The sequence below is a fragment of the Caulobacter sp. SSI4214 genome, assembly GCF_012184455.1.
Taxonomy (GTDB): Bacteria; Pseudomonadota; Alphaproteobacteria; order Caulobacterales; family Caulobacteraceae; genus Caulobacter; species Caulobacter vibrioides_E.
Map to the genome: position 1 here is coordinate 1 of NZ_SZWJ01000041.1, position 23,408 is coordinate 23,408.

Annotated in this window: 19 protein-coding genes; 12 read left to right on the plus strand and 7 right to left on the minus strand. The window is 66.2% G+C overall.

What is annotated here, in order from left to right:
• Both FCU40_RS13270 and pcaF read left to right on the plus strand, forming a co-directional pair.
• On the plus strand, positions 1-2,242 hold a 2,242-nt coding region (locus tag FCU40_RS13270), incomplete at its 5' end, for a TonB-dependent receptor (RefSeq protein WP_241693609.1).
• Between the two features lie 407 nt (positions 2,243-2,649).
• Complete coding sequence (gene pcaF, locus FCU40_RS13275; RefSeq protein ID WP_168075498.1) at positions 2,650-3,852, plus strand: 3-oxoadipyl-CoA thiolase; 1,203 nt, start codon at positions 2,650-2,652, stop codon at positions 3,850-3,852.
• Positions 3,853-3,859: 7 nt separating this feature from the next.
• Here pcaF and FCU40_RS13280 read toward each other — a convergent pair whose 3' ends face one another.
• Positions 3,860-4,951, minus strand: coding sequence for a tyrosine-protein phosphatase (locus FCU40_RS13280; RefSeq protein WP_168075499.1), 1,092 nt, complete (start codon positions 4,949-4,951; stop codon positions 3,860-3,862).
• A 125-nt stretch (positions 4,952-5,076) separates the two neighbouring features.
• Complete coding sequence (locus tag FCU40_RS13285) at positions 5,077-7,362, minus strand: TonB-dependent receptor (protein ID WP_168075537.1); 2,286 nt, start codon at positions 7,360-7,362, stop codon at positions 5,077-5,079.
• A 391-nt stretch (positions 7,363-7,753) separates the two neighbouring features.
• Between FCU40_RS13285 and FCU40_RS13290 the strand changes: the two genes are divergently transcribed.
• On the plus strand, positions 7,754-8,785 hold the full coding sequence (locus FCU40_RS13290; protein ID WP_241693610.1) for a TetR/AcrR family transcriptional regulator: 1,032 nt from the start codon (positions 7,754-7,756) through the stop codon (positions 8,783-8,785).
• Positions 8,786-8,824: 39 nt separating this feature from the next.
• Here FCU40_RS13290 and FCU40_RS13295 read toward each other — a convergent pair whose 3' ends face one another.
• Positions 8,825-9,274: a helix-turn-helix domain-containing protein gene (locus FCU40_RS13295; RefSeq protein WP_168075501.1), complete on the minus strand. Its 450-nt coding sequence runs from the start codon at positions 9,272-9,274 to the stop codon at positions 8,825-8,827.
• A 290-nt stretch (positions 9,275-9,564) separates the two neighbouring features.
• On the opposite strand from FCU40_RS13295, the gene FCU40_RS13300 reads away from it, so the two are divergent.
• The 5 genes from FCU40_RS13300 to FCU40_RS13320 all read left to right on the plus strand — a co-directional run bounded on the left by FCU40_RS13300 (position 9,565) and on the right by FCU40_RS13320 (position 16,783).
• Positions 9,565-10,548, plus strand: a complete 984-nt coding sequence (locus FCU40_RS13300) for a polysaccharide deacetylase family protein (RefSeq protein ID WP_168075503.1) — start codon at positions 9,565-9,567, stop codon at positions 10,546-10,548.
• A gap of 219 nt (positions 10,549-10,767) precedes the next feature.
• Entirely contained in the window at positions 10,768-14,202 is a 3,435-nt protein-coding gene (locus FCU40_RS13305) for a response regulator (RefSeq protein WP_168075504.1), read from the plus strand.
• Positions 14,203-14,208: 6 nt separating this feature from the next.
• A complete protein-coding gene (locus FCU40_RS13310; RefSeq protein WP_168075505.1) occupies positions 14,209-15,030 on the plus strand; it encodes a CheR family methyltransferase in 822 nt (273 codons plus the stop codon).
• Positions 15,027-15,602 carry a chemotaxis protein CheB gene (locus FCU40_RS13315; protein ID WP_168075506.1) on the plus strand — a complete coding sequence of 192 codons (576 nt, stop codon included), beginning with the start codon at positions 15,027-15,029 and terminating at the stop codon, positions 15,600-15,602. The genes FCU40_RS13310 and FCU40_RS13315 overlap by 4 nt, the downstream gene beginning before the upstream one ends.
• A gap of 5 nt (positions 15,603-15,607) precedes the next feature.
• On the plus strand, positions 15,608-16,783 hold the full coding sequence (locus tag FCU40_RS13320) for a hybrid sensor histidine kinase/response regulator (protein WP_241693611.1): 1,176 nt from the start codon (positions 15,608-15,610) through the stop codon (positions 16,781-16,783).
• 344 nt (positions 16,784-17,127) lie between these two features.
• Here FCU40_RS13320 and FCU40_RS13325 read toward each other — a convergent pair whose 3' ends face one another.
• The 3 genes from FCU40_RS13325 to FCU40_RS13335 all read right to left on the minus strand — a co-directional run bounded on the left by FCU40_RS13325 (position 17,128) and on the right by FCU40_RS13335 (position 18,531).
• The gene (locus tag FCU40_RS13325; protein ID WP_168075508.1) at positions 17,128-17,445 is read right to left on the minus strand and encodes a PilZ domain-containing protein; all 318 of its coding nucleotides are present in this window, start codon (positions 17,443-17,445) and stop codon (positions 17,128-17,130) included.
• Between the two features lie 86 nt (positions 17,446-17,531).
• Positions 17,532-17,909: a c-type cytochrome gene (locus FCU40_RS13330; protein ID WP_168075509.1), complete on the minus strand. Its 378-nt coding sequence runs from the start codon at positions 17,907-17,909 to the stop codon at positions 17,532-17,534.
• A 34-nt stretch (positions 17,910-17,943) separates the two neighbouring features.
• Entirely contained in the window at positions 17,944-18,531 is a 588-nt protein-coding gene (locus FCU40_RS13335; protein ID WP_168075510.1) for a ferritin-like domain-containing protein, read from the minus strand.
• Positions 18,532-18,791: 260 nt separating this feature from the next.
• Between FCU40_RS13335 and FCU40_RS13340 the strand changes: the two genes are divergently transcribed.
• Together FCU40_RS13340 and FCU40_RS13345 are read left to right on the plus strand one after the other, a co-directional pair.
• On the plus strand, positions 18,792-19,202 hold the full coding sequence (locus tag FCU40_RS13340; protein ID WP_168075511.1) for a helix-turn-helix transcriptional regulator: 411 nt from the start codon (positions 18,792-18,794) through the stop codon (positions 19,200-19,202).
• A 250-nt stretch (positions 19,203-19,452) separates the two neighbouring features.
• A complete protein-coding gene (locus FCU40_RS13345; protein WP_168075512.1) occupies positions 19,453-19,998 on the plus strand; it encodes a TetR family transcriptional regulator in 546 nt (181 codons plus the stop codon).
• 9 nt (positions 19,999-20,007) lie between these two features.
• Here the strand turns inward: FCU40_RS13345 and FCU40_RS13350 are convergent, their stop codons facing one another.
• Positions 20,008-20,637 carry a sigma-70 family RNA polymerase sigma factor gene (locus FCU40_RS13350; protein WP_168075513.1) on the minus strand — a complete coding sequence of 210 codons (630 nt, stop codon included), beginning with the start codon at positions 20,635-20,637 and terminating at the stop codon, positions 20,008-20,010.
• Positions 20,638-20,990: 353 nt separating this feature from the next.
• Here FCU40_RS13350 and FCU40_RS13355 point away from each other — a divergent pair, with 353 nt between their 5' ends.
• Positions 20,991-21,686, plus strand: a complete 696-nt coding sequence (locus FCU40_RS13355; RefSeq protein WP_168075514.1) for a hypothetical protein — start codon at positions 20,991-20,993, stop codon at positions 21,684-21,686.
• A 114-nt stretch (positions 21,687-21,800) separates the two neighbouring features.
• Positions 21,801-23,402, plus strand: coding sequence for a DUF4331 domain-containing protein (locus tag FCU40_RS13360; RefSeq protein ID WP_168075515.1), 1,602 nt, complete (start codon positions 21,801-21,803; stop codon positions 23,400-23,402).
• The last annotated feature ends 6 nt before the right edge of the window (positions 23,403-23,408 follow it).

A 23,408-nucleotide genomic window follows, 5' to 3' on the forward strand; every position in this document is an offset into this window, starting at 1 on the left:
AAGGAGACCATCCATGACCTTCCCGACCCGCCGCGCCGCCCTTCTGGCCGCCACGGGCCTGGCCGCCCTGAGCACGAGCACGGCCGCCCTCGCCCAGACGACGACCGCCCCCGCTTCCGCCCCGGCGAAGAAGGAGCCGAACACCCAGGTGCAGGGCGTGACGATCACCGCGCCGGGCAGCCAGGACATCAAGACCTCGATCGATCGCCGCAGCTACAGCCTCGGCAAGGATCTGCAAGCCCAGACCGGCTCGATCGCCGATGTCCTGCGCAACGTTCCTTCGGTGCAGGTCGACGTGCAGGGCAATGTCAGCCTGCGCGGCGATCCGAACGTCACCATCATGATCGACGGCAAGCCCTCGGGCATGTTCAAGGGCGACAATCGCGGCCAGGTGCTGCAGCAGATCCCCGCCAGCCAGTTCGAGCGGGTCGAGGTGATGACCAACCCGTCGGCGGCGTTCAGCCCCGAGGGCACGGGCGGCATCATCAACCTGATCACCAAGCAGCAGCGCGGCGTCGGCACGACGGGCTCGGTGCGCGGCAACCTCGGCACGGAGGGGCGCAAGAACGCCAGCGTCAGCATCGCCCGCAACACCAAGAAGCTGACCCTCTCGGCCGACGCCGGCTGGCGCCGCGACAAGGCCAAGGGCACGATTACCGACGACCGCGAGCGCCTCGATCCGGCCTCGGGCAAGTATTACGACAGCCACCAGGCCATCGGCTTCATCAGCAAGGGCCAATCGCACAACGCCCGCGCCGGCGTCGATTATGACCTCGACAAGAAGACCCGTCTCTCCGCCGAGATCCGCTACAACGACATGGAGTACGACTCCCGTTCGGGCTCGGACTACCAGGGCCTGGACCTGACCGGCGCGCCGAATGTCCGCTATCAGCGCCAGAGCGAACGCCAGATGAAGCGTTCGGTGGCCGGCGTTTCGGGCGACCTGCGCCACAAGTTCAGCGGCGACGATCACGAGTTCACGCTGCACGCCAGCGTCGAGCGGACCCATGACCACCAGAACAGCCAGACCAACGGGCTGAACCAGCTGCCGCTCGCCTCGACCTATGCCGAGGACATTCGTATCGGCGATCAACTGACCCAGAGCCGCCTGAAGGCCGAGTACAAGCGGCCGGTCGGCGGCGGCAAGCTGACAGCCGGCTACGAGCTGCAGGTCGACAACAACGACTACGACAACTTCGGCGCGCGGGGGCCCAGCACCGCGGGCCTGGCGGTCGATCCGTCGCTGACCAACCGGTTTCGCTACGACCAGGCCGTGCACGCGCTTTACGCCACCTGGAACAAGCCCATGGGCAAGTGGACGGTGATGCCCGGCTTGCGGGTCGAGGAGGTCCTGGTCGACACGAACCAGGTCACGTCGTCGCTGAAGGAAAGCCACGACTATCTGCGCGCCTATCCATCGCTGCACGCGCAGTATCAGCTGGATGACAAGAGCCAGATCAACGCCAGCTACAGCCGCCGCATTCAACGCCCGCAGGCCCAGGACCTGAACCCCTATCGGATCTATCAGGACCCCTACACCTACAGTCAGGGCGACCCGATGCTGAAGCCGCAGGTGACCGACTCGTTCGAGGTCGCCTACCAGCTGCGCAAGGGCTTCAACTACTATCAGGGGACGCTCTACTGGCGTCAGTCGCGCGACGGGGTCACCGATATCGTCCGCGATCTGGGCGGCGGCGTGCTGCTGAACACCAAGGCCAACCTGGCGCGCGGCCGCAGCGGCGGGCTGGAACTGGTCGCCAACGCCAAGCTCACCCCGAAGATCTCATACACGATCAGCGGCAACGCGGCCTGGAACGAGATCGGCGCCACGCCGCTCGGCCTGCCCGAGACCCGCTCGGCCTTCACGGTGTCCGGCTACGCGGCGCTGAACATCAATCCGACGCCGAAGGACTTCATCCAGATCAGCGGCTTCGCGATCGGCAAGCGCCTGACGCCGCAGGGCTATCACGAGCCGACCGGCATGTTGAACCTGGGCTATCGTCACAAGTTCAACGACAAGCTCTCGGGCGTCGTCACCGTTCAGGACTCTCTGAAGACCTTCGGCGACCACCTGATCATCGACACGCCGGCCCTGCGCGATCGCCGGGTCATGGACCTGGACCTGCGGGCCGTGTTCGTCGGCCTCACCTACAGCTTCGGCGGCGCGGGGGCCGGTCCGCGCCGTCCGCAGGCGCCCGCCTTCGACTTCCAGACCAATCCGGGCGGCGTTGGTCCGATGTAGCGGCGCTGGTGGCGCGTCGATCGACGCGCCGCTCCTTCTTCGCCTAGATGTGAGCTCTCAATAGGTTGTCCATCCGGTCCGGACCCGAGAAGCTGTGGTTGCGAAGCGACAGAGTCTCGGGAGAGGACCGGATGGACAACCTATTGAGAGCTCACATCTAGCGGAAGAAGACCCCCCAGGCCACGAGCGCGATAAGCCCCCAACCGCTCATCAACACCCCCAAAAAGTTGCGGCTCACCCAGTTTCTCGTTCGCCCCATGGACAAAGCTCCCGCGCCGATTACGCCCCAAGCTGCCCACTGATTCCGTCCACAGGCAAGAGCGGCGCCTGTGGGAAAACGTTCGACCCGCCCGCACTGGACGAGAGGCGCGGCAGGACCCAAGCTGACGCTTCAGTCGGAGCTTCGCATGACCCAGGCCGCCTTCATCTGTGACGGAATTCGCACCCCCTTCGGCCGCTATGGCGGCGCTCTGTCGAAAGTGCGGGCCGACGACCTGGCGGCGATCCCGTTGAAGGCCCTGGCGGCCCGCAACCCCGCCCTCGACCTGTCGGCCATCGACGAGGTGGTGCTGGGCAGCGCCAACCAGGCGGGCGAAGACAATCGCAATGTCGCCCGCATGGCCCTGCTGCTGGCGGGCTATCCGGTCGAGGTTCCGGGCGTCACGGTCAACCGCCTCTGCGCCTCGGGCCTCGAGGCTATCGGCTACGCGGCCCGCGCCATAGCCTCGGGTCATAATGATCTGGTCATCGCCGGCGGCGTCGAAAGCATGAGCCGCGCGCCGTTCGTGATGGGCAAGGCCGACAGCGCCTTCTCGCGCAACGCCGAGATCTTCGACACCACCATCGGCTGGCGCTTCGTCAACCCGGCCATGCGCAAGGCCTATGGCGTCGACTCGATGCCGGAGACGGCCGAAAACGTCGCCGCCGACTACGGCGTCAGTCGCGAGGATCAGGACGCCTTCGCCCTGCGCAGCCAGCAGCGGGCGGCGACGGCCCAGGCCAACGGGTTCCTCGCCGGCGAGATCACCCCGGTCGAGATTCCCGGCAAGGCCGGCCCGACCCTCGTCGAGCGCGACGAACACCCGCGCGAGACCACGATCGAAGCGCTGGCCAAGCTGAAGCCCGTCGTCCGCGAGGGCGGCACGGTGACCGCCGGCAACGCCTCGGGCGTCAACGACGGCGCGGTGGGCCTCGTCATCGCCTCGGAAGAGGCTGCCAATCGTCACGGCCTGACGCCACGCGCCCGCATCGTGGGCTACGCCACCGCCGGCGTCGCGCCGCGCGTCATGGGCGTCGGCCCGGTCCCGGCGGTGCGCAAGCTCTTGGCCAAGACCGGTCTCGCCATCGGCGACTTCGACACCGTCGAGCTGAACGAGGCCTTCGCCGCTCAAGGCCTGGCCGTGCTTCGACAACTGGGCCTGCCCGACGACGGCGCGCACGTGAATCCGAACGGCGGCGCCATCGCCCTGGGCCATCCGCTGGGGGCGTCCGGCGCGCGGCTGGTCCTGACCGCCCTGCGCCAGCTGGAAGCCACCGGGGGCAAGCGAGGCCTGGCCACCCTATGCATCGGCGTCGGCCAGGGCGCGGCCCTGGCGATCGAGCGCCTCTGAAGCGGATCTAGATGAGATAGGTCGCCCGCATCTTGGCGATCTTCTCATCGGTCAAACCGAAGCGGGCCTTCGCCAGGGCGACCGGGCCGCCGAACTTGACGTCCACGGCGGCCAGCGCGCGGCGCATCACTTCGGGGTCCGAGCCCATGATCACCTGCAGCACCTCGGTGGGCAGCCGCGCCATGGCCTGGGCCTGCTCGGGCGTCAGACCGCCCGTCGAACGCCCCTGCGCCATGGATTTCATATAGGCCGACGGCGGCGTGTAGACCTGGGTCAGCGCGTAGTCGTCCAAAACCGTCTCGCGCGGGACGCCCAGCACCGACAGCACCAGGGCCGTCCCCATGCCGGTGCGGTCCTTACCGGCGCTGCAGTTCATGGCCAGCGGGCCCTGGTTGGCGACCAGGCGCGCGAACATGTCGGTGTAATGGGGAACCAGCAGATCCAGGAAACCGACATAGGCGTCGGCGAACCCCTGGACGGCGTCCTCGCGGGTCTTCATCGCCATGAAGGCCGCCATCGAGGCGCTCATGTCGTAGTCGGTGGCGACGACCTTCGGCGCGCCAGGCTTGCCCAGAAACGGGCTCGGCTCGCTGGCGCGTTCCTGCGGGTTGCGCAGATCGCAGATGGCGACGATGCCGAGCTTCTGGAGGTAGGCGATGTCGTTCATCGTCAGGCCGCTCATCACGCCCGAACGATAGATCTTGCCCCACTTCACCTGGCGACCGTCGGCGGCGCGATAGCCGCCGATATCGCGGAAGTTCCGTCCGCCTTCCAACGGCAGCAAGCGCTCGGCCACCCGCGTCTGACGACCGTCGGCCGCGGTCACCAGGAAGTACGGGCGCGGCGACACGGGCGCGGCAAGATCGACGCTAGCCCCCGAGGCCTTAGCCAGCGGACGCATGGCCCGCTTCGGAGCGTCTGGATTGTCCGAGACGAGGACCGACACCGCCTGGGCGCCGGTCCAGTCCAGGCGGATGGTCCCCGACGCGGTTCGAGCGGCCTTGGCGTCGAGCAGGACGGCGGCGACGGCGGCCGGCGATAGCGCCAGGCCGCCAACCGAGGCCAGAAACGCGCGCCGATCGATGGGCTTTGGCTTCATGGGGCTCCCCTCGCCAAGAGCCTCGCGCGTCAAAACGGAATCGTTTGGCGCGATAACGAGGCTTTAAATCAAATACTTAGAGCGCGACTCGCGCCGAAACCGGTTCCCGCTTTCGGCGTCACGCTCTAGAATTTCACGTTGGCTTCGACGCCGAAGGTGCGCGGCTCGTTGAAGATCGCGTAGGTCCCCAGGGCGGCGTTGTAGTTGCGCAGGAACGCGTAGGACTCGTTGGTCAGATTGCGCGACCAGATCGAGAGCTGCAGAGCCGGCGAACCTTCGGCCAGATGGATATCCGCGAGAGTCAGGCGGCCGTTCATCGTGAAGGACTTGTCGCTCAGCGTCGGATCGGTGGTGCTGGTGTACTGGGCGTCGGCGACATTTGCATCGAAGTGCGCCTTGAACGTCGCGCCGAGGGCGGGGTGCTCGTAGTCCACCGCGACGCTGCCGGCGTTCTTGGGGGTGTACAGCGGATAGATCGTCGCCTGGGCGTTCGTGAACGGATTGAACGCCTTGGACAGCTTGATGTCGGTATAGGCGTAGCTGGCCGACAGGGTCAGGCCCCGCATCGGCACGAGCGCGAGGTCGGCTTCGAAGCCCTTGGTCTTGCCGGTCGCGGCGTTGGTGGTCTCGAGCGTGCCGCGATTATTGTTGAGGATCAGGACGTTGAAGTCGACCTGGGCGTCCTTCACATCGCCGCTGAAAGCCGCCACGTTCAGGCGGCCGCGACGGCTCCAGAATTCCGTCTTCGCCCCGATCTCGAACATCGAGACCTTCTCAGGGTCGTAGGCGCGGTAGGTCAACGAGCGCGAATTGGCCCCGCCGGCCTTATAGCCCGTGCTCCATCGACCATAGACATTGACGTCCGGCGTCACCTCGTAAGCCAGGGTGACCAACGGGTCGAAGTGGCTCCACGACGCATCCAGCGGGATCTTGCCGGTGATCGTGTTCTTGTTGGCGTCGACATAGCTGGGCGGCGCGCCGTTGACGACATCCAGGTCGCCCTTCTTGGCGTCATGCGTGAAACGGCCGCCTACGGTCAGGTGAGCCTTGTCGTCCAAGATCGGCGGGGTCCACGACGCCTGTCCGAAGGCGCCATAGCTGGTGGTGGTCACGTGGCTGGCCCGGTCCAGCGGGATCGTGTTGAAGTCCAGAGACAGCGTCGTATAGGCCGTGCCGGTGGCGTTCCACTGCAGCGAGTTGGGCGTCTGGGCGTTGTCCCGGACCTTTTCCCGGAAGTAGAAGACGCCGCCGACGTACTCGATGCGATCGGTCTTGCCGACCAGCTGAAGCTCCTCGCTGTACTGGTCCTGCCAGACCCGGGCGATGCTGTAGCGGCCGAACGGCGCGTTCGGCGCGAACACCGACAGGGCCACCTCACCGTTGTCGAACTGGGTCTGGTTCAGCTTGCGGTACGAGCTGATGGACTTCAGATCCAGGTTGTCGGCCAGTTTCCAGGTCAGGTTCAGGCGGTGCCCCCAGGTGTCGCCTTCGCTGAGCTGCAGCGGCACGCCGACATTGGCGACCTTGGCGCGATCGGGTTGGGCCGGCGCGAGCGGCGCCAGGGCCAGGGCGCCCTTCTTCTCGAGCTGCACATAGTAAGGGGTCGAGCCGTCATACGAGGCGTCGAAGGCGTAGTCGGCGGTGAAGGTCGACGACGGCCGCCACATCGCCTCCAGGCTGACCCCGCGCTTGTCGTAGCTGTTGAAGTCCGGCTGGCCCGATGTGGTCGGGTTGGTGATCGTGCCGTCGCGCTTGGAGACCAAGGCGTCGATCTTGACGCTGACATCGTGGAATTCCGGCAAGTCGATGTGCGTCTCGGCCTTGTAGGCGTTGTAGTCGCCATAGCCGAGCGTCGTGTTCATGCCGAACACGCCGGTCGGCGCCTTGGTGATGATGCTGACCGCGCCGCCCTCGGTGTTGCGGCCGAACAGCGTGCCCTGCGGCCCCTTGAGCACCTCGATCCGCTCGACGTCGTAGAGCGCCGAGCCAAGGCCCTGGGCGCGGCCCAGATAGACGCCGTTGACGTAGACGCCGACCGCTTGGTCGCGGGCTGGCTGGTTGGCGTCACCCAGGGCGCCGATGCCGCGCATACCGATCGTCAGAGCCGATTTGCGGGCGAAAAACGGCGCGACGCGCAGCGAAGGGATGGAGCCGTCGCCGAGGTCTTCGACGGACTGCACGTGACGAGCCTTCAAGGCCTCGCTGTCCATCGCCGAGATGGCGATCGGGGTGTCCTGCAGGTTGGTTTGGCGCTTCTGGGCCGTGACGACGACCTCTTCCAGGCTGGTGGCGCCATCGGCCGCCGCCGGGGCGGGACCTTCCGCCGCGCGGGCGGCCCCACAAAGCGCCAGCGTCGCCACGCCCGCCAGCAGCGCCGCGCGCCGGGCCATCGCGTCAAAACCCTGTTGCATAATCTTCACCCCGAGCATCCCCGACCGACCGTCGGGCTCGGAGCGCATCTAGGCCGGCGGCATGACCATAGAACGAATGTTATGCTTCATTTCGATGAAACCCCCATCCGCATCCGCAACCGACTTGCGATCAATCGCTCGCGAGAGAATATGCACCATGGCCGCTAAACCAACTTCTCACCCCGCAAGCGCAGCGTCGCCAGCCAGATTGGCAATCGAAAGCCTCAGCGACACTCGTCAACGCTTGATCTCGGCGACCGCGGACCTTGTCGCGCGGGACGGAATCGCGGCCGCGTCGGCGCGCGCGATCGCCGCGAACGCGGCCGCGTCGCCCAGCGCCATCAACTACAACTTCGGCAACATAGAACGATTGTTACAGTCAACCTTCGCATTGGCTGTTGACGAGACCCGCGCCTGGCTGGACCTGCGCAGAGCTGAGATCGTCCTCCTGCCCGGCTCACCCGATGGCGCGGCCTGGGCGCTGCTGCACGGACTCAGGAGCTGGACGACCGAAGGCCGGCGTCTGGCCCTGCTCTACCAGGAGGCCCTGGCGGCGGGGGCAGGCGAAGGCCCAGCCGCAGACTGGACTCGCCTTTTCCGGGATTTCTGGCTGGAGGTCGCCGAGCGCTTCGGTCTCGCGCCGATAGACGGTCGTTTGATGCACGTGTTCTTCGAGTCGGAGGCCCTTTATCACCTGTCGACCTGGTCGCCCGCCCTTGAGGATGCGGCCCTATCCGACACCGTGGAACACTTCGCCCATGTCTGGCTTGGCGCGCCCTTCCGTCCATGGCGCGGGGCGTTGTCGCAAGCCGAGGACGCTTCTGGAACACGGCCGCACGGTTCGGCGCCGCCGGCCGCGATGCGCATCGCCAAAGCCGCGGCCGAAGTGGTCGAGGACAAGGGATTGGCGGGCCTGACCCATCGCGCGGTCGCCGATCGCGCCGGCGTGACGACGGGCTCGGTCACCCACCATTTCCGCTCGATCGAGGATCTGGTCGCCGGGGTCATCCGAGGACAGGTCCAGGTCCTGACCGAGGAGGCCGTGGCCAACGCCCCACCGACGATAGACGAGATCCTGACGCCAGCACGGCTGTTCGAAGCCCTACGCTTCCACTCGGCCGGCGACCGTCCGGCCAGTCCAGCTATCCGTCGTCGGCGATTGTTCCTGGCCTCGGTCCGGCGGCGGGAGTTGGCGGCGGCCGGGGCGGTCATCCGCTACTCGCACGGCGGCACGGTTCGTGACTCGCTAAGCAGAGTCTTCAAGCTGTCGGAAGGCGACGCGCGACTTTATTCGGGCGTTCTGTCGCGCCTGTTGGCCGCGATCTGGTTCGCCTGCGCGGGGGATGAGGATCCCCGCGTTACGCGCCACGCCCTGATAGACAGGATCGAGGCGGCGCTGACGGCGCGCCTGACCCGCCTCTGAGCACGCCTCAACGAAGCTGAACCGCTCCGTCCCGAAAGCTCAGGATCGGACGGCGCCGCTCGCGGCCTCGTCTTCCACCTCGTCGGCCATGGTGCGAACCAGATCCAGGATCTGCCGCCTGATCTTGCCCCGCGCGATCTGCGGGAAGATCGAAGCCAGTTCCAGGCCCTCGGGGGTTTCGAGGAAGGCCCGCACGGTGCGGTCCACGCTTTGTCCGGCCTCGTCGACGGCCTCGCCGCCCACCGGGTCGGGAAGGCCCTCGAAGAAGAAGCCCATGTCGACGTTGAGGACCTCGGCGATGTCATAGAGCTTCGAGGCGCTGATCCGGTTGGAGCCGCGCTCATACTTTTGAACCTGCTGGAATGTCAGGCCAATGGCTTCCGCCAATTGGTCCTGGCGAATGCCCATCAGCTTGCGCCGCATTCGAACTCGGCCCCCGACATGGCTGTCGACCATGTTGGCGCGTCGCCCTTCTGTGTGCTGGCCCATCGGCTGTTCTGCGTCCCATTAAGATGGAATCGGACGAATTGCCCGCAGACCCCTCAATAGGTGAGGTCAACTTACAATAGACTTATAACGATAAACCTTCGCGACAAAACGCGCCGACCACACCCTGGAGATGAACCAAGGATCGCGTCCGCGCCCTCGTCGCGCGGCGCCCTCCCCCTTCGTGGCGAGACCGTCGTAATCGACCGCGCGCCGAACATGGCCGTCGACTCGCGCCGGCAAATCGAGAGACAAGGCCCAACGTTCAAAATCAACGCCTAAGACAAGGTCGCATGCCCACCGCCTCCCGCCGCTCTTTCCGGCGCCTCGCCGCGACCGTTCTCGCCTCGTCTTTCCTGCTCGTCGGCGCCCTATCGCTGAAGCCCTGCCGGGCGGAGGCCGAGCCCGTGGCGCTGACCTTCGACGACCTACCGGTCATGTCGATCAATGACGACGCCGACTATCAACGGACGACCATGGCCCGACTGATCAAGGGCCTGCATCGCCACCACTATCCGGCCTTTGGCTTCGCGATCGGCGGGGACGTGGAGTCGGGCCCCGATCACCTGGGCGAACGGCTGCTGAACGAGTGGATGGAGGCCGGCTTCCCGGTCGGCAATCATACCTGGTCGCATAACTCGTTGAACAAGACGCCGGTCGAGACCTACATCGCCGACACCGCCCGCGCCGACGCGCTGTTGCGCGGCTTGATGCGGCCCCACGGCCAGACGCCGCAATGGTTCCGCCATCCCTATCTCGACACCGGCGCCACCCTCGAAGACAAGCACCGTTTCGAGGGCTGGCTGAAAGCTCATGGCTACCGTGTCGCGCCCGTGACCATGGAAAACTCCGACTGGGAGTTCTCTCCCGCCTACGACCAGGCGCTGAAAACGGGCGACCTGGCCAAGGCCGAGGCGGTCAGGCGCGCCTATGTGCGCTACACGGCCAGCGTGGTGACCTGGTACCGCGCCGCGGGCCTTCAACTGCTGGGGCGGCGTCCAGCCTATGTCTTTCTGCTGCACGCCTGTCGTCTGAACGCCGACTCGATCGACGACCTAGCCCGAATCTTTCGCGAGAATGGCCTGAAGCCGGTCTCGCTGGCCAAGGCGATGCGCGATCCGGTCTATCGGCGCTCCGATGATTGGGCCGACGCCGATGGCGACGAATGGCTCACCCGTTGGGCTCACCTCGCGCACAAGAAATTGGATTGGGACAAATTCCCCGACCCGCCATCGGATATCTCCGACGAGAGCGATCGGCTGGACCCGAACGAGTAGTTCTAGCCAACCGCGAGAGGGCGCGAACTCGCGCGGAACCTTTCGGCCGGCATCGCGTTGGGCGTCGTGGGGACTAGCGCCAGTGGGGCGCGTGGTAACGGGCGTGAGTTCATCTTCCATGTCGCGATCTATGCCGCGCGCGAGCGGTTGGCCCTGGATTTCCATGGCGCTTTTGGCGCCTATCGCCTTCCCGCCCATCGCTTCGCGTTCGGATTTCGCATGATCGCCTCGTCCGCATCGACCACGTCCATCAACAAGCGTCCGCTGGATCCTCGCACGACGCTGGGTCTTGGCCTGGCGATCCTATTCTTCATCGTGAGCGGCGCGATCGCCTATTCGAACATTCGCGTCTTGCGCGAGGACGCGGCGAAGATCGTTCACTCGCACGAGGTGATCGTCGCGCTTGGTCAGGTGCTGTCGACCGTCCAGGACGCCGAGACGGGTCAGCGGGGCTACCTGCTCACCGGCGATGAACGGTATCTGGAGCCCTACAACAACGCCGTGGCCACCGTCGGCAAGCAGATCGACGCCCTGACCGCCCTGACCAGCGACAACAGGGATCAGCAGGACCGTATCGCACCGCTGCGCCGTCACGTCGACGCCAAGCTGGCCGAGCTGAAATCGACCCTGGCTGTCCGGGAAAGCCAGGGTCTCCAACCCGCGCTAAAGATCGTCACCAGCGACCGGGGCAAGGCCGAGATGGACGCCATCCGAGCCGAGCTGATCGACATGCGGCAGGAAGAATCCAGCCTTCGCCGGCAGCGCGTGGCCGAAATGGCGGACGCCAACCGGTCGGCCTGGATCAGCGGCCTCCTTTCGGGAGCGCTCGGGATCGTCCTGACCCTGATCGTCGGCTTCCTGATACGCCGCGCCTCGATCGCGGCCGAGCGGCGGCAGTGGCTGCAGTCCGGCCAGCTGGGCCTGGGCTCGGCGATGCTGGGCGATCCGTCAACCAACGTGCTGGGCGATAACCTTCTGGCGTTCCTGGTCAAGTTCGCCGGCGCTCAGGCCGGAGCCGTGTTCGCCGGCGACGGCGCCCTCTACAGGCTGGTGGCCGCCTACGGCGTCGCGGCCGACGCGCCGATCGTCGAACAGTTCGCGTTCAAGGAAGGGCTGCTGGGACAGGTGGCCGCCCATCGCGAACCGACCGTGCTGGCCGATATCCCCGATGGGTATCTGACCATCGGCTCTGGGCTGGGCCGCGACAAGCCGCGCCATCTGGTCCTGTTTCCGGCCATCGTCGACGACGTGACCCAGGGCGTCGTCGAGCTGGGCTTCCTGCATCCGGTGGACGATATGGTTCTGGAGTTCCTCAAGGAAGCTTCGGCCTCGATCGGCACCGCCTTGCGCTCGGCCCGCTACCGCGCCGAGCTGCAGGATCTGCTGGAGGAAACCCAGCGCCAGGCCGAGGAACTTCAGGTCCAGAGCGAGGAACTGCGCGTCTCCAACGAAGAGTTGGAGGAACAGGGGCGCGCGTTGAAGGAGTCGCAGGTTCGCCTCGAGCAGCAGCAGGTCGAGCTGGAACAGACCAACAGCCAGTTGGAGGAGCAAGCCCTGCAGCTGGAGAACCAGCGCGACGACCTCGCCAAATCCAGCGCCGCCATCGCGCTCAAAGCGCGGGAGCTGGAACAGGCCAGCCGCTACAAGTCCGACTTCCTGGCCAACATGTCCCACGAACTGCGGACGCCGCTGAACTCGCTGCTGATCCTCTCGAAGCTGCTGGCCGACAATCCGACCGGCAATCTCTCGCAGGAGCAGGTTCGGTACGCCACGACCATCCAGTCGTCGGGCAACGACCTGCTGGCCTTGATCAACGACATCCTGGACCTGTCGAAAATCGAGGCGGGCCACCTGGAAGTTCGCCCCGAAACCGTAACCCTCAAGCGCCTCGCCAACGATCTGGAGCAGCTGTTCCGTCCCGTGGCCAGCGAGCGCGGCCTGGCGTTCGACATCACGATCGCGCCGGACTGCCCGCCGAGTCTGGAGACCGACCGCCAGCGTCTGGAGCAGATTCTGAAGAACCTGCTGTCCAACGCCATGAAATTCACCGAGACCGGCGGCGTGGGCCTGGCGGTTTCGATGGCTGGTCCGGACCGCATCGCGCTTTCCGTCACCGACACCGGCATCGGAATCACCGAGGAACAACAGCAGAGCATCTTCGAGGCGTTCCGGCAGGCCGACGGCACGATCAGCCGCAAGTATGGCGGCACGGGCCTGGGTCTTTCGATCTCTCGCGAACTGGCGCGCCTGCTGGGCGCGACCATCGCCCTGGAAAGCCAGCCGGGCCAGGGCAGCCGCTTCACGCTGACCCTGCCCCTCGTTTATGATCCGGCCCAGGTCTCGCCCCGCGCGGAACCGGCCATCCCCACGCCGCCGCCCTCACCGCTCGCGCGCCGAGACGCCGCGGCGCCGGCCCGGCGGCCGAAACGCCGACTCGCCGACGACCGCGACGCGCTGACGGGCGCGCAACGCATTCTGCTGGTCGTCGAGGATGACGACAGCTTCGCCGGCATCGTCCGGGACCTTTCGCACGAGATGGGCTTTCAGTGCTTGCTGGCGGGAACGGCCGAGGAAGCGCTGGAAATCGCTCGCCGATACCGTCCGAACGCCGTCGTCCTCGATGTCGGCCTGCCGGACCAGTCCGGCCTGGCCGTGCTGGACCGCCTCAAGCGAGACGACGACACCCGGCACATTCCGATCCACGTGGTCTCGGCCAACGATCAGACGCAGACGGCTTTGTCGCTGGGCGCCATCGGCTATCTGGTCAAACCGGTCAAGCGCGAGGAGTTGGCCGGAGCGCTCGACGCCTTGACCGCCAAGATGGCGCCCGCCTCGCGTCGCGTACTGATCGTCGAGGATGACCCGGTGCAGCGCGCCGCGGTCGGCAAGCTGCTGGCCTCCGGCGATGTCGAGACCGTGGGCGTCAGCACCGCCGCCGAATGCCTGGAGCGCCTGCGGACCGAGACCTTCGACTGCATGGTGCTGGACCTGTCCCTCCCTGACGCGTCCGGCTTCACCCTTCTGGAGACCTTGAGCCAGGAGGGGCATCACGCCTTCCCGCCGGTCATCGTCTATACCGGCCACGACCTGTCGGTGGCGGACGAGCAGCGTCTGCGTCGCTATTCGGACTCGATCATCGTCAAGGGCGCGCGCTCGCCCGAGCGCCTGCTGGACGAGGTCTCCCTGTTCCTGCACCAGGTGGTCAAGGAGCTGCCGCCCGAGCAGCAATCCATGATCCAGAAGGCCCGTAATCGCGACGCGATCCTGGAGGGCCGCCGCATCCTAGTGGTCGAGGACGACGTGCGTAACGTCTACTCCCTGACCAGCATCCTGGAGCCCCGAGGCGCGACGGTCGAGATCGCGCGCAACGGCCAGGAAGCGCTGGACGCCCTGGAGCGATCGACCCAGGACGGCGCGACCGCGATCGATCTGGTGCTGATGGACGTGATGATGCCGGTCATGGACGGCCTGACCGCCACGCGGGCCATCCGTCAAAATTCCCACTGGCGTAAACTGCCGATCATCGCCCTGACGGCCAAGGCCATGCCCGACGACCAGGAGCGGTGTATCGAGGCGGGCGCCAACGACTACATGGCCAAACCTCTCGACGTGGACAAGCTGCTGTCGCTTGTCCGAGTCTGGATGCCGCGTTGATCGCCGATGGACGAGATCGAGGACCTGGAAATCCGGCTGCTGCTGGAGGCGCTCTATCAGCGTTATCACTACGACTTCCGGCACTATGCGCGGGCGTCGGTCAAGCGTCGTCTGCGGCAAGCCAGACAGCAGCTCGGCTTCCCGAGCTTCTCGGCCATGCAGGACGCGCTGTTCCGCGACCCCATCATGCTGTCACGCCTGCTGGACTTTTTGACCGTCCAGGTCAGCGAGATGTTTCGCGACCCCGGCTATTTTCGCGCGATCCGCGAGAAAGTGACGCCGCACTTGCGGACCTATCCGTCGCTGAAGGTCTGGATCGCGGGCTGCAGCACCGGCGAGGAACTCTATTCCTTCGTCATCCTGTTCCGGGAAGAGGGGCTGGAAGAGCGGACGATCTTCTACGCCACCGACATCAATCCCACCGCCCTGGACGCCGCGGCGCGCGGCATCTATCCGATCCAGCGCCTGAAGGCCTTTACCGAGAACCACCAGCGCTCGGGCGGCAAATCCTCCCTGTCGGACTACTATTCGACAGCCTACGGCGGCGCGGTCTTCGACAAGAGCCTGCGCGATCGGGTCGTGTTCTCCGACCACAGCCTGGTCACCGACGCGGTCTTCGCGGAGATGCAGCTGATCTCTTGCCGCAATGTGCTGATCTATTTCGATCGCCCGCTCCAGGACCGGGCCGTGGGCCTGTTTCGCGACTCCCTTGCGCGGAAGGGTTTCCTGGGTCTCGGCTCGAAGGAAAGCCTGCGCTTCTCAACGCACGGTCAGGCTTTCGCCGACTTCGATCGCGACGAGAAGATCTATCAGAAGCAAGAGCCATGAGCGCCGCTCCCGTCGAGGCCGTTGTGATCGGCGCGTCGGCGGGCGCGGTGCAGGCCTTGTCGATCATCCTGCCCGCCCTGCCCTCGGACTATCGCCTGCCGGTGCTGATCGTCGTGCACGTGCCGCCCGACCGGCGCAACGCCCTCGCCGAGCTGTTCCAGACCAAGTGCCAGGTCCGCGTGCGCGAGGCGGAGGACAAGGAACCGATAGAACCGGGGGTGGTCTATTTCGCGCCGCCCGACTACCATCTGCTGGTCGAGGACGACCGCTCGTTGGCCTTGTCGACGGAGGAACCGGTCCTTCATTCGCGGCCGTCGATCGACGTTCTGTTCGAAAGCGCCGCCGAGGCCTTCGGTCCCGCCCTCGTCGGGGTTATGCTCAGCGGCGCCAACCATGACGGCGCGCGCGGGCTTCGGGCCGTGGCCGCCGCGGGCGGCGTCGCGGTGGTGGAGGAGCCCACCACGGCTTTCGCGTCCGCCATGCCCGAGGCCGCGCTCGCCGCGTGCGAGGCCGCGCGCGTCATGTCCCTGGACGCGATCGCGTCTTTCCTTTTGCAGCTAGCGGACGAGTAAAGATCGTGTTGGAGCCCGTCCATTTTCTGCTGGTCGACGACCTCGCCGAAAACCTGCTGTCGCTGGAAGCTCTGTTGCGACGCGACGATCTGGTGCTGCTGAAGGCGCGCTCTGGCGAGGAGGCGCTGGAGCTATTGCTGCGCCATGACGTCGCCCTGGCCCTGCTCGACGTGCAGATGCCCGGCATGGACGGCTTCGAACTGGCCGAGTTCATGCGCGGCAATCCGCGCACCAGCCATGTTCCGATCATCTTCGTGACCGCCGGCGCGGCCGACAATCAGCGCCGCTTCCGCGGTTACGAGGCCGGCGCGGTGGATTTCATCCACAAGCCGATCGAGGCTGACGTCCTTCGCAGCAAGGCCAATGTCTTCTTCGACCTTTACCGGCAACGCCAGCAGATCGAGCATCAGCGCGACGAACTGGAAGCCGCCGCCCAAGCTCTGCGCCGCGCCGACCGTCATAAGGACAGCTTCCTGGCCGTTCTCGCGCACGAACTGCGCAATCCCGTCGCCGCGCTCAGCGGAGGCCTGCATCTTCTCGGCAAGGACCTCCCGCCCGAGCGCGCCAAGGACATCCGCGCGCGCATGGATCGCATGGTCGGGCATCTCTCGCACCTGATCGACGACCTTCTGGACGTCTCCCGGGTCAGCCAGGGCAAGATCTCGCTGAAGAAGGAGCGGATCGAGCTGTCGGAGATCCTGCGGTCGGCCATCGAGGCCAGCCAGCACAATATCGACGCCGCCGGCCACCGCTTCTCGACACGGATCGCCCCGGAAGCGATCTGGCTGGACGCGGATCACACGCGCCTGGCCCAGGTCGTCGCCAATCTGCTCAGCAACGCCGCCAAATATACGCCGGCGGGCGGCGATATCACGCTGACGGCGGAGGCGCGCGACGGGATGGCCGAAATCAGCGTGGCCGACAACGGCGTGGGCATTCCCCCGGAGATGCAGTCGCGGATCTTCGAGATCTTCGCGCAGGTCGAGGACCACCTGAGCAGGGCGCAGGGCGGATTGGGCATCGGCCTGGCCCTGGTCAAGCAGCTGGTGACCCTGCATGGCGGCGTGATCGACGTGGTCAGCGCCGGCGAAGGCCAGGGCAGTATGTTCAGTGTACGGATTCCCATCGCCAGCGAACCTTCCGCCGCGCGTGTGCTGAAGTCGCCGCAGGCCACGTCGTGACCTTGCAAGAGGTTGGCGCGGGCGGGCTGGATCGGTCCCGCCGCGCTCCCGTTTGATCGAGGCGAATTCGCCCGGACCCAGACAACCAAATTATTTCAAAGGATTAGGCCAGGTTCGCTCGGCGATTTCGCGGCGACGCCTCTGCGCACCCGCGCGGGCTTTGAAGCCGGGTCGTCAAGCCCGTGCGGGCTCGACGACCACTCCATCGCACGTCACTTAGCCCCACCGACGTGCGGGGGCTGAGGTGTTCTCGCCGATCGTAAGCTTGCTGTCATTGACCAAGGATCCACGTTCTATTGCCTCTTCGTTCCGCGCGTGGACCGTTGGTCGCATTCCGGAAGAGTTCAGACCCGCGTCGCCGACCAAAAAACGCGCAGCAGCTTGAGCTCGTCCGGAACCGGCGCTTGCGCGGCGTGCGTGGCGGTGAAGGACAGACCTAGAACCTTGCCCCACGACCAGACGAGCTCCGCCTCGTGGATCACCCCGTCGCGCATCATCAGCAGTCGAAAGGGCCGCTGAACATAGACGGCGCTTTCGAGCTCGATCCGAGCGCCTTGCTCGCTGAGATTTCTGACGCCGCAATTGACGATGATCGAGGGATCCCCGCAGGCCAGTTTGGCGGCCAGAAGGGTGCGGCGGCGCGGCCAAGCGCGTCGTTCCACATCGCGATCTCGAGGACTTGTGTAGGACCGCATTTGTTCGACCCTACGCGGCAATGCTTGATCTTGGGTTTCCACCCTAGAAAATATCAGCGCTTGGCGGCGGATGACGCGCGCAGGAAGGCGATGACATCCGCGCGCTCTCGCGGATCCTCAAGGTGGAAAGCCATTCGCGTTCCAGGAACCAGCGCTCGTGGATCGCGAAGCCACAGATCCAGATTGGCGCCCGTCCAGACCAGGCCCGAGCGGCTCAGGGCGAGAGAATAGTCATACCCCGGAGCGCCGCCGGCCTTACGGCCGTAGACGCCGCGGTGCGCGGGCCCTACCCGGTTCGCGTCGAGGGCGTGGCAGCCCCCGCAGCGATCTTCGTAGACGACCTTGCCACGCGCGGCATCGCCTTCGGCATGAGCCACGGTCGCCGGCAGGGCGAGGCTCAGTAAGACGGCGATGATCTCGAACCTGCGCAAGGTCGTCCTCCGAGATGATGGGCTGGAAGCCGGCTTAGCCGCCGAACGTCAGGGGCATGGTGGGCAGAGCTTCGCCCAGAGCGCCGGTCAGCGCCGTCCAGTGCATGACTTCGTCGGCGGCCAGACGGGCGCTGACCTGAGCGAAGGCGCGGTCCTGGAACGAAGGGATCACGCCGAGATAGGCGTTCGCGGCGCCGCGCTCCAGGCGCTGGGCCAGATGCAGGATATCGGCTTGCGACTTGATCGACGCGGCGCCCAGCGACATGGCGTAGTCGTTCATCGACTTGGGCTGAACAGGCGTTCCGCCCAGCTTGGTGATCGCCCCGATCAGGGCGTCTCGGTGGCCCTTGTGATGGCCCTGGAACTGCACGGCGACCGCCAGAACCGGCTTTTGCAGCAAGCCGCTTTGCGCGCCGACCTGATAGGCGGCGATCGCCTCGTGCTCGAGACCCAGGGCGATGTTGAGGATGTCGATGTCGCCGCTATGGGCGTCCTTGGCGCGCGCCATGCCCGGCGCGCCGGCCAGAACACCGATCGCGGCGACCGACAGAACGCCCAGGCCGCCCGCGCGGAGGGCCGTGCGGCGACCGGGATTGGCCAAGGTGGAAACATTCAGGGTCATGGATCATCTCCGTGGATCGAAGCGGACCTCCCGCCCCGTGTCCCCGCCTACGCCCGCCCCCCGCGATCCAGATGCAGCCCGGCGGAAAAAAACACCTGTCGCGCCCGGCATCCAAAGGCGCCGCGGCGCGCGTAGCCCTGGGTGAAAGCGCGCTCCGATCAACCGATCTTCCCAGCGCGAAGCGGCTTTGGAGCATCCATGCGGCGCCTGGAACTATCTGACGCGAGTACGCCGCGGACCGGCGGCCTCACGAAGCAGCCATGACCGCCAGAAGCCAGATCCATCCGGTCGATCTGCGGATCGGCGAATGCCTTCGCCGACAGCGCCGTCACGCGGGCTGGTCGCAAGAGGCTCTGGCCCGCGCCATCGGCGTCTCGTTTCAGCAGATCCAAAAGTATGAGCGCGGGCTCAATCGACTCTCATCGTCGAAGCTCCATGCCATCGCGACGGCGTTGGGCATCGACATCGACGATCTATTCGAAGGCCTGCCGCCGCCGGCCCAACCGACCGCGACGCCGGCGATCGCAAGTCTTCTAGCCGACGAGGATGGCATGGCGATCGCCCATGGCTTGGCGCGACTACAACCGCGAGACCGAAAGAACACGCTAGAAATTTTGAAAATTCTAGGCCTATCCAATGATGGAAAATCGCATATCCAGCCGCATACCTAATAAAATTACGCGCTTCTACAATCTGAAATGAAAATCAATCTGTAGATAAAGGCGGCGATTTTCAATTCAGGCGATCCAGGGAACGACATTCTCGGAACAAAACACCATCAGCCATAAAAAGGCACGGAGGCTCTTCTTGACGCTTTTTGGTTTTGATGTCAGGCGTGCTGACATGGATAATGCGGCGTCTCGGTCCGGCCCACGCAACTCCCTCCGCCTCCGCCAGAAGGCGCTGACGTCGGAGCTGATCATGATGGCGGTGCGATCGATCCTCGAGAAGGGCGAGCTCGCCGACGTGACGATCGCGTCGGTCGCCAAGACCGCCGATGTCACCGAGCGAACGGTCTATCGGCACTACACGACCCGGGACCAGCTGCTGAGCGCCTTTCTTCGCTGGCATCTGGAACGCTCGGGCGGTGTGGCGGTCCAGTCGCCGCGCTCGCTCGACACCTTCATGACCGTCGCCCGACGCGTCTATCGGAGCTGGCAGGAGGACGAGGGCGTTGTGCGGGCGCTTTATCTGTCGCCCAAGGGTCGCCAGGCGCGGCGCGCGCCGACCGTCGAGCGCATCGCCAGAACCCGCGTCCTGGCCGATAACGAGCTTCCACACCTGTCCGAAACCCAGAAAACCGGCCTCGCCGTGGCGATCACCGCTCTGGCGCTTTCGGAAAACTACATCCTGATGCGCGACTTCCTCGAGATGGACGCCGAAGCCATGGGTGAAACCATGTCGGCCGCCGTGGACATGATGCTGGCGGGGGCCCGCGCCATGGCCGAGACGCCAAAGGACGAGTGAGATCTCGTTTCAATTGACCTTGTGGTCGATCTCGGAGTCATCGCCTTCGAGATGGCCGCGCAGACTGGCGAGCCCGCGCCGAACCTGCGACTTGACGGTGCCGAGCGGGGTTTGCGTGACCTCGGCGATTTCCTCGTGCGTATAGCCGTCGACGAAGGCCATCGACACGGCCGCGCTCTTCTTTTCGTCCAGCCGCGCCAACCCGCGCGCTAGATCCAGACGCGTTTCCAGCGGAGCGGCCGGCGCCGCCAGGATATCGGAAAGCTCGTCGATATCGGTCAGAGGCATTCGATCTCGGCGCAGACGATCGATGACCGCGTTCCGGAGCACCTGCCACAGCCAAGGCATCGGCGCGCCGCGCGCCGGATCATAGCTGCGGGCGTGAAGCCAGACACGGACATAGACCTCCTGCAGCACGTCCTCGGCCACGTCACGACGCGACAGCAGCCGCTCGGCGAGGCCGTGAAAACGACCGCTGGTCAGATCGTAGAGATGGCGAAAGGCGACGCGATCGCCATCGGCGACCCGCATCAGCAGCAGGGCCACCTCTTCCTGGTCTCGATCGGCATTCAGGCGCGAAACGGGCCTTGCCGGCTGCGCGTCCCGTAAGGCGCTCGGCGGTGCGGATTGCTCGGTCACGGTGCCCCCTCCGCCTAGCGCTTCGACCGGCTTGATGTCATACCATCTGACATAAACTGTCAATTGGCGTCACGACGTTACGTCAAGCCTCGCTAGGACAGTCAAGCTACGCCAGTTTTCGGATTTGGATGCAGCCAGCGAAAAGTTTTCCGCTGCATCCGCCGTCCGATCGGCCGCGTAGAGCCGGGCAAGGGTCGTCTCCACCCCAGGGAAGCGTCGATCGCGTCTCGCCGCCGCCAGCGCATCCCCACCCCCAGCGCTGCGGTCACCCTCCGCGATAAGTCCCGAGACGACCGGGGCCAGGTCCGCGCGCGACGCTCCGGACCTGGCCCGCCCCGCGAAAGGATGCCGCCATGTCCCTGCCTCGAAGCGTCCGCGCCTCGCGCCGATCCGGCGCCGCGATCCTTATTGTCGTGACGGCTCACCTGATGATCGGCGCGGCTCTTCTTCACGCGCCGGCCCCGCCGCCCAGCCCGTCGGACGCCGGTCCGATCCTCGTGACCCTGGTCTCGGAGCCCCGCGCCGCCACGGCGGCGTCGACCGCGCCCAAGAGGCCGAAGCCTTCTCGCCCCCCGCCTTCGGCCGAGACGGCGGCTCCGCCCCAGCCGCCGCCTCCCGAGGCCCAGCCGGAAGCCGCCTCAGCCTCGGCGCCGGAACTAGCGATGTCGGGGCAAGGCTGGATCGTGGACGTCAACGCGCCGTGCGATGTGCTGGGCGGCGTGCAGCAACGCCTGCAAGACGATCCCGCCGCTCTCGACGCCCTTCAGGCGCTGCCAGTCGACAACCGCTCGGTCGCCAACGCGGTGATGCTTTGGGACGGAACCTGGCGGCAGGACGGCCCGGCCCGCCCCATCGCCGCCCTGCGCGCCGCGCTTCAGCGCGCGCTGACCGGCGCGCCGCCCGCCTGTCTGGCGGCGGACAATATCGGTCCCCGGCTGATCATGCTGCGGGACGGACGCGGGACGACGTTGCTGGCGGTCGGCTCGGGGGCCTGGACCTGGGCGCAGCTCACCATCCCCGCCGAGGCCACCCTGGTGGCGGTGAAATAAATCCGATCGGCCGGCATCTGAATGGTCTCGCCTCTCGATAACCGGGTCGAGCGACGGCCGATCCTTCGGGACCCCAAGGGCCGCTCCTCAGCAAGACATGCACCGAGGACGATCATGAAGAACAAGTTTCTGTCCGGGGTGGCCACGACGGCCGCTCTGCTCGGCCTTCTGGGCGCAACGCCCAGCCTGGCCTCCAGTCACCGTGAAGCGCCCGGCATCACCAAGATGCCCAAGGTCGACGGCACCGACTTCTACATGTTCCGCAGCTATGAGCCCGGCCGCGACGGGTTCGTGACCTTCATCGCCAATTACCAGCCCCTGGAAGCGCCGGTCGGCGGACCGAACTATTTCACCATGGACCCCGACGCGGTCTATGAAATCCACGTCGACAACGACGGCGACGCCAACGAGAACCTGACCTTCCAGTTCAAGTTCAACAACACCCTGCTGAACGACAAGGGCGTTCAGCTGACCGTGGGCGACAAGACCCTGCCGATCCCGCTGCGCGCCGTCGGTCCGGTCAAGGCGCCCGGCGACGCCACGCTGGGCGAGAGCGAGTCCTATACGCTCACGGTGATCAGCGGCGACCGCCGCTCGGGAACCAAGGTCGCCGCCACCAACGCCACGACCGGCGGTTCGACCTTCAACAAGCCGCTCGACAACACCGGCCTGAAGACGATCAGCAACTATCCGGCCTACGCCAAGCAGTTCATCGCGCCGGTGAACTTCAACTTGCCCGGCTGCTCGACCCCGGGCCGCGTCTTCGTCGGCCAGCGCGCCGAAGCCTTCGCGGTGAACCTCGGCGAAGTGTTCGACCTCGTGAACCTGGTGCCGATCGAAGGCGATAGCGCTCCCGGCGCCAAGGACGGCAAGGGCTTCCCGGGCGGCATCACCCAGGACCGCAACGCCCACGACGAACTGATCGGCAAGGCCAACGTCACCTCGATCGCCCTGGAAGTGCCGATCTCGTGCCTCACCGGCTCGGGCAACGGCGTCATCGGCGCCTGGTCGACCGCCAGCCTGCCGCAGGCCCGCCTGCTGGATCCCCAGCCGTCGTACAAGGCCCCGGCCGTCCAAGGCGGCGCCTATGTTCAGGTCTCGCGTCTGTCGCATCCGCTGGTCAACGAGCTGGTCATCGGCCTGCCGGACAAGGATCGCTTCAACGGCTCCAAGCCGAACGGCGATGGTCAGTTCGCTGACTATGTGACCAACCCGACCTTCCCGGCCATCCTGGACACCCTGTTCCGCGCGCCGGTCAACGCCACGCTGGGTACGAACTTCACCAACCTCGCGCCGACCAACCTGCCGCGCAAGGATCTGGTGGCCACGTTCCTGACCGGCTTCCCGGGCGTCAACCAGCTGAAGACCGTCACGGCCTCGGAAATGATGCGCCTGAACACCGGCATCAATCCGACGCCGCGCGCCTCGCAAAGCCCGTTCGGCGTCGCCGGCGATGACCTGGCCGGCTATCCGAACGGTCGCCGTCCGGGCGACGACGTGGTCGACATCACGCTGCGCGTCGCCATGGGTCGTCTCTGCCACCCGATCCCCGTGAACGGCAAGGCGACCGACCTGGGCCTCTGCAAGCCCGCCGACGCGGTCACCGGCCTGGTGCCGTACACCGACGGCGCGCCGCTCAGCGCCATGGACGTCCAGAACGCCTTCCCGTACCTGAACGACCCGATCCCGGGCTCGCCCGGCACGGCCCACAAGTAGGAGCCG

What these genes read in the sequence shown, in the direction of transcription:
- FCU40_RS13340 (WP_168075511.1), top strand. Translation starts at nt 18,792, where the DNA reads ATGACCGCCAGAAGCCAGATCCATCCGGTCGATCTGCGGATCGGCGAA.
- FCU40_RS13285 (WP_168075537.1), bottom strand. Translation starts at nt 7,362, where the DNA reads ATGCAACAGGGTTTTGACGCGATGGCCCGGCGCGCGGCGCTGCTGGCG.
- FCU40_RS13295 (WP_168075501.1), bottom strand. Translation starts at nt 9,274, where the DNA reads ATGGGCCAGCACACAGAAGGGCGACGCGCCAACATGGTCGACAGCCAT.
- FCU40_RS13305 (WP_168075504.1), top strand. Translation starts at nt 10,768, where the DNA reads ATGATCGCCTCGTCCGCATCGACCACGTCCATCAACAAGCGTCCGCTG.
- FCU40_RS13345 (WP_168075512.1), top strand. Translation starts at nt 19,453, where the DNA reads ATGATGGCGGTGCGATCGATCCTCGAGAAGGGCGAGCTCGCCGACGTG.
- FCU40_RS13315 (WP_168075506.1), top strand. Translation starts at nt 15,027, where the DNA reads ATGAGCGCCGCTCCCGTCGAGGCCGTTGTGATCGGCGCGTCGGCGGGC.
- FCU40_RS13355 (WP_168075514.1), top strand. Translation starts at nt 20,991, where the DNA reads ATGTCCCTGCCTCGAAGCGTCCGCGCCTCGCGCCGATCCGGCGCCGCG.
- FCU40_RS13360 (WP_168075515.1), top strand. Translation starts at nt 21,801, where the DNA reads ATGAAGAACAAGTTTCTGTCCGGGGTGGCCACGACGGCCGCTCTGCTC.
- FCU40_RS13280 (WP_168075499.1), bottom strand. Translation starts at nt 4,951, where the DNA reads ATGAAGCCAAAGCCCATCGATCGGCGCGCGTTTCTGGCCTCGGTTGGC.
- FCU40_RS13310 (WP_168075505.1), top strand. Translation starts at nt 14,209, where the DNA reads ATGGACGAGATCGAGGACCTGGAAATCCGGCTGCTGCTGGAGGCGCTC.
- pcaF (WP_168075498.1), top strand. Translation starts at nt 2,650, where the DNA reads ATGACCCAGGCCGCCTTCATCTGTGACGGAATTCGCACCCCCTTCGGC.
- FCU40_RS13300 (WP_168075503.1), top strand. Translation starts at nt 9,565, where the DNA reads ATGCCCACCGCCTCCCGCCGCTCTTTCCGGCGCCTCGCCGCGACCGTT.
- FCU40_RS13335 (WP_168075510.1), bottom strand. Translation starts at nt 18,531, where the DNA reads ATGACCCTGAATGTTTCCACCTTGGCCAATCCCGGTCGCCGCACGGCC.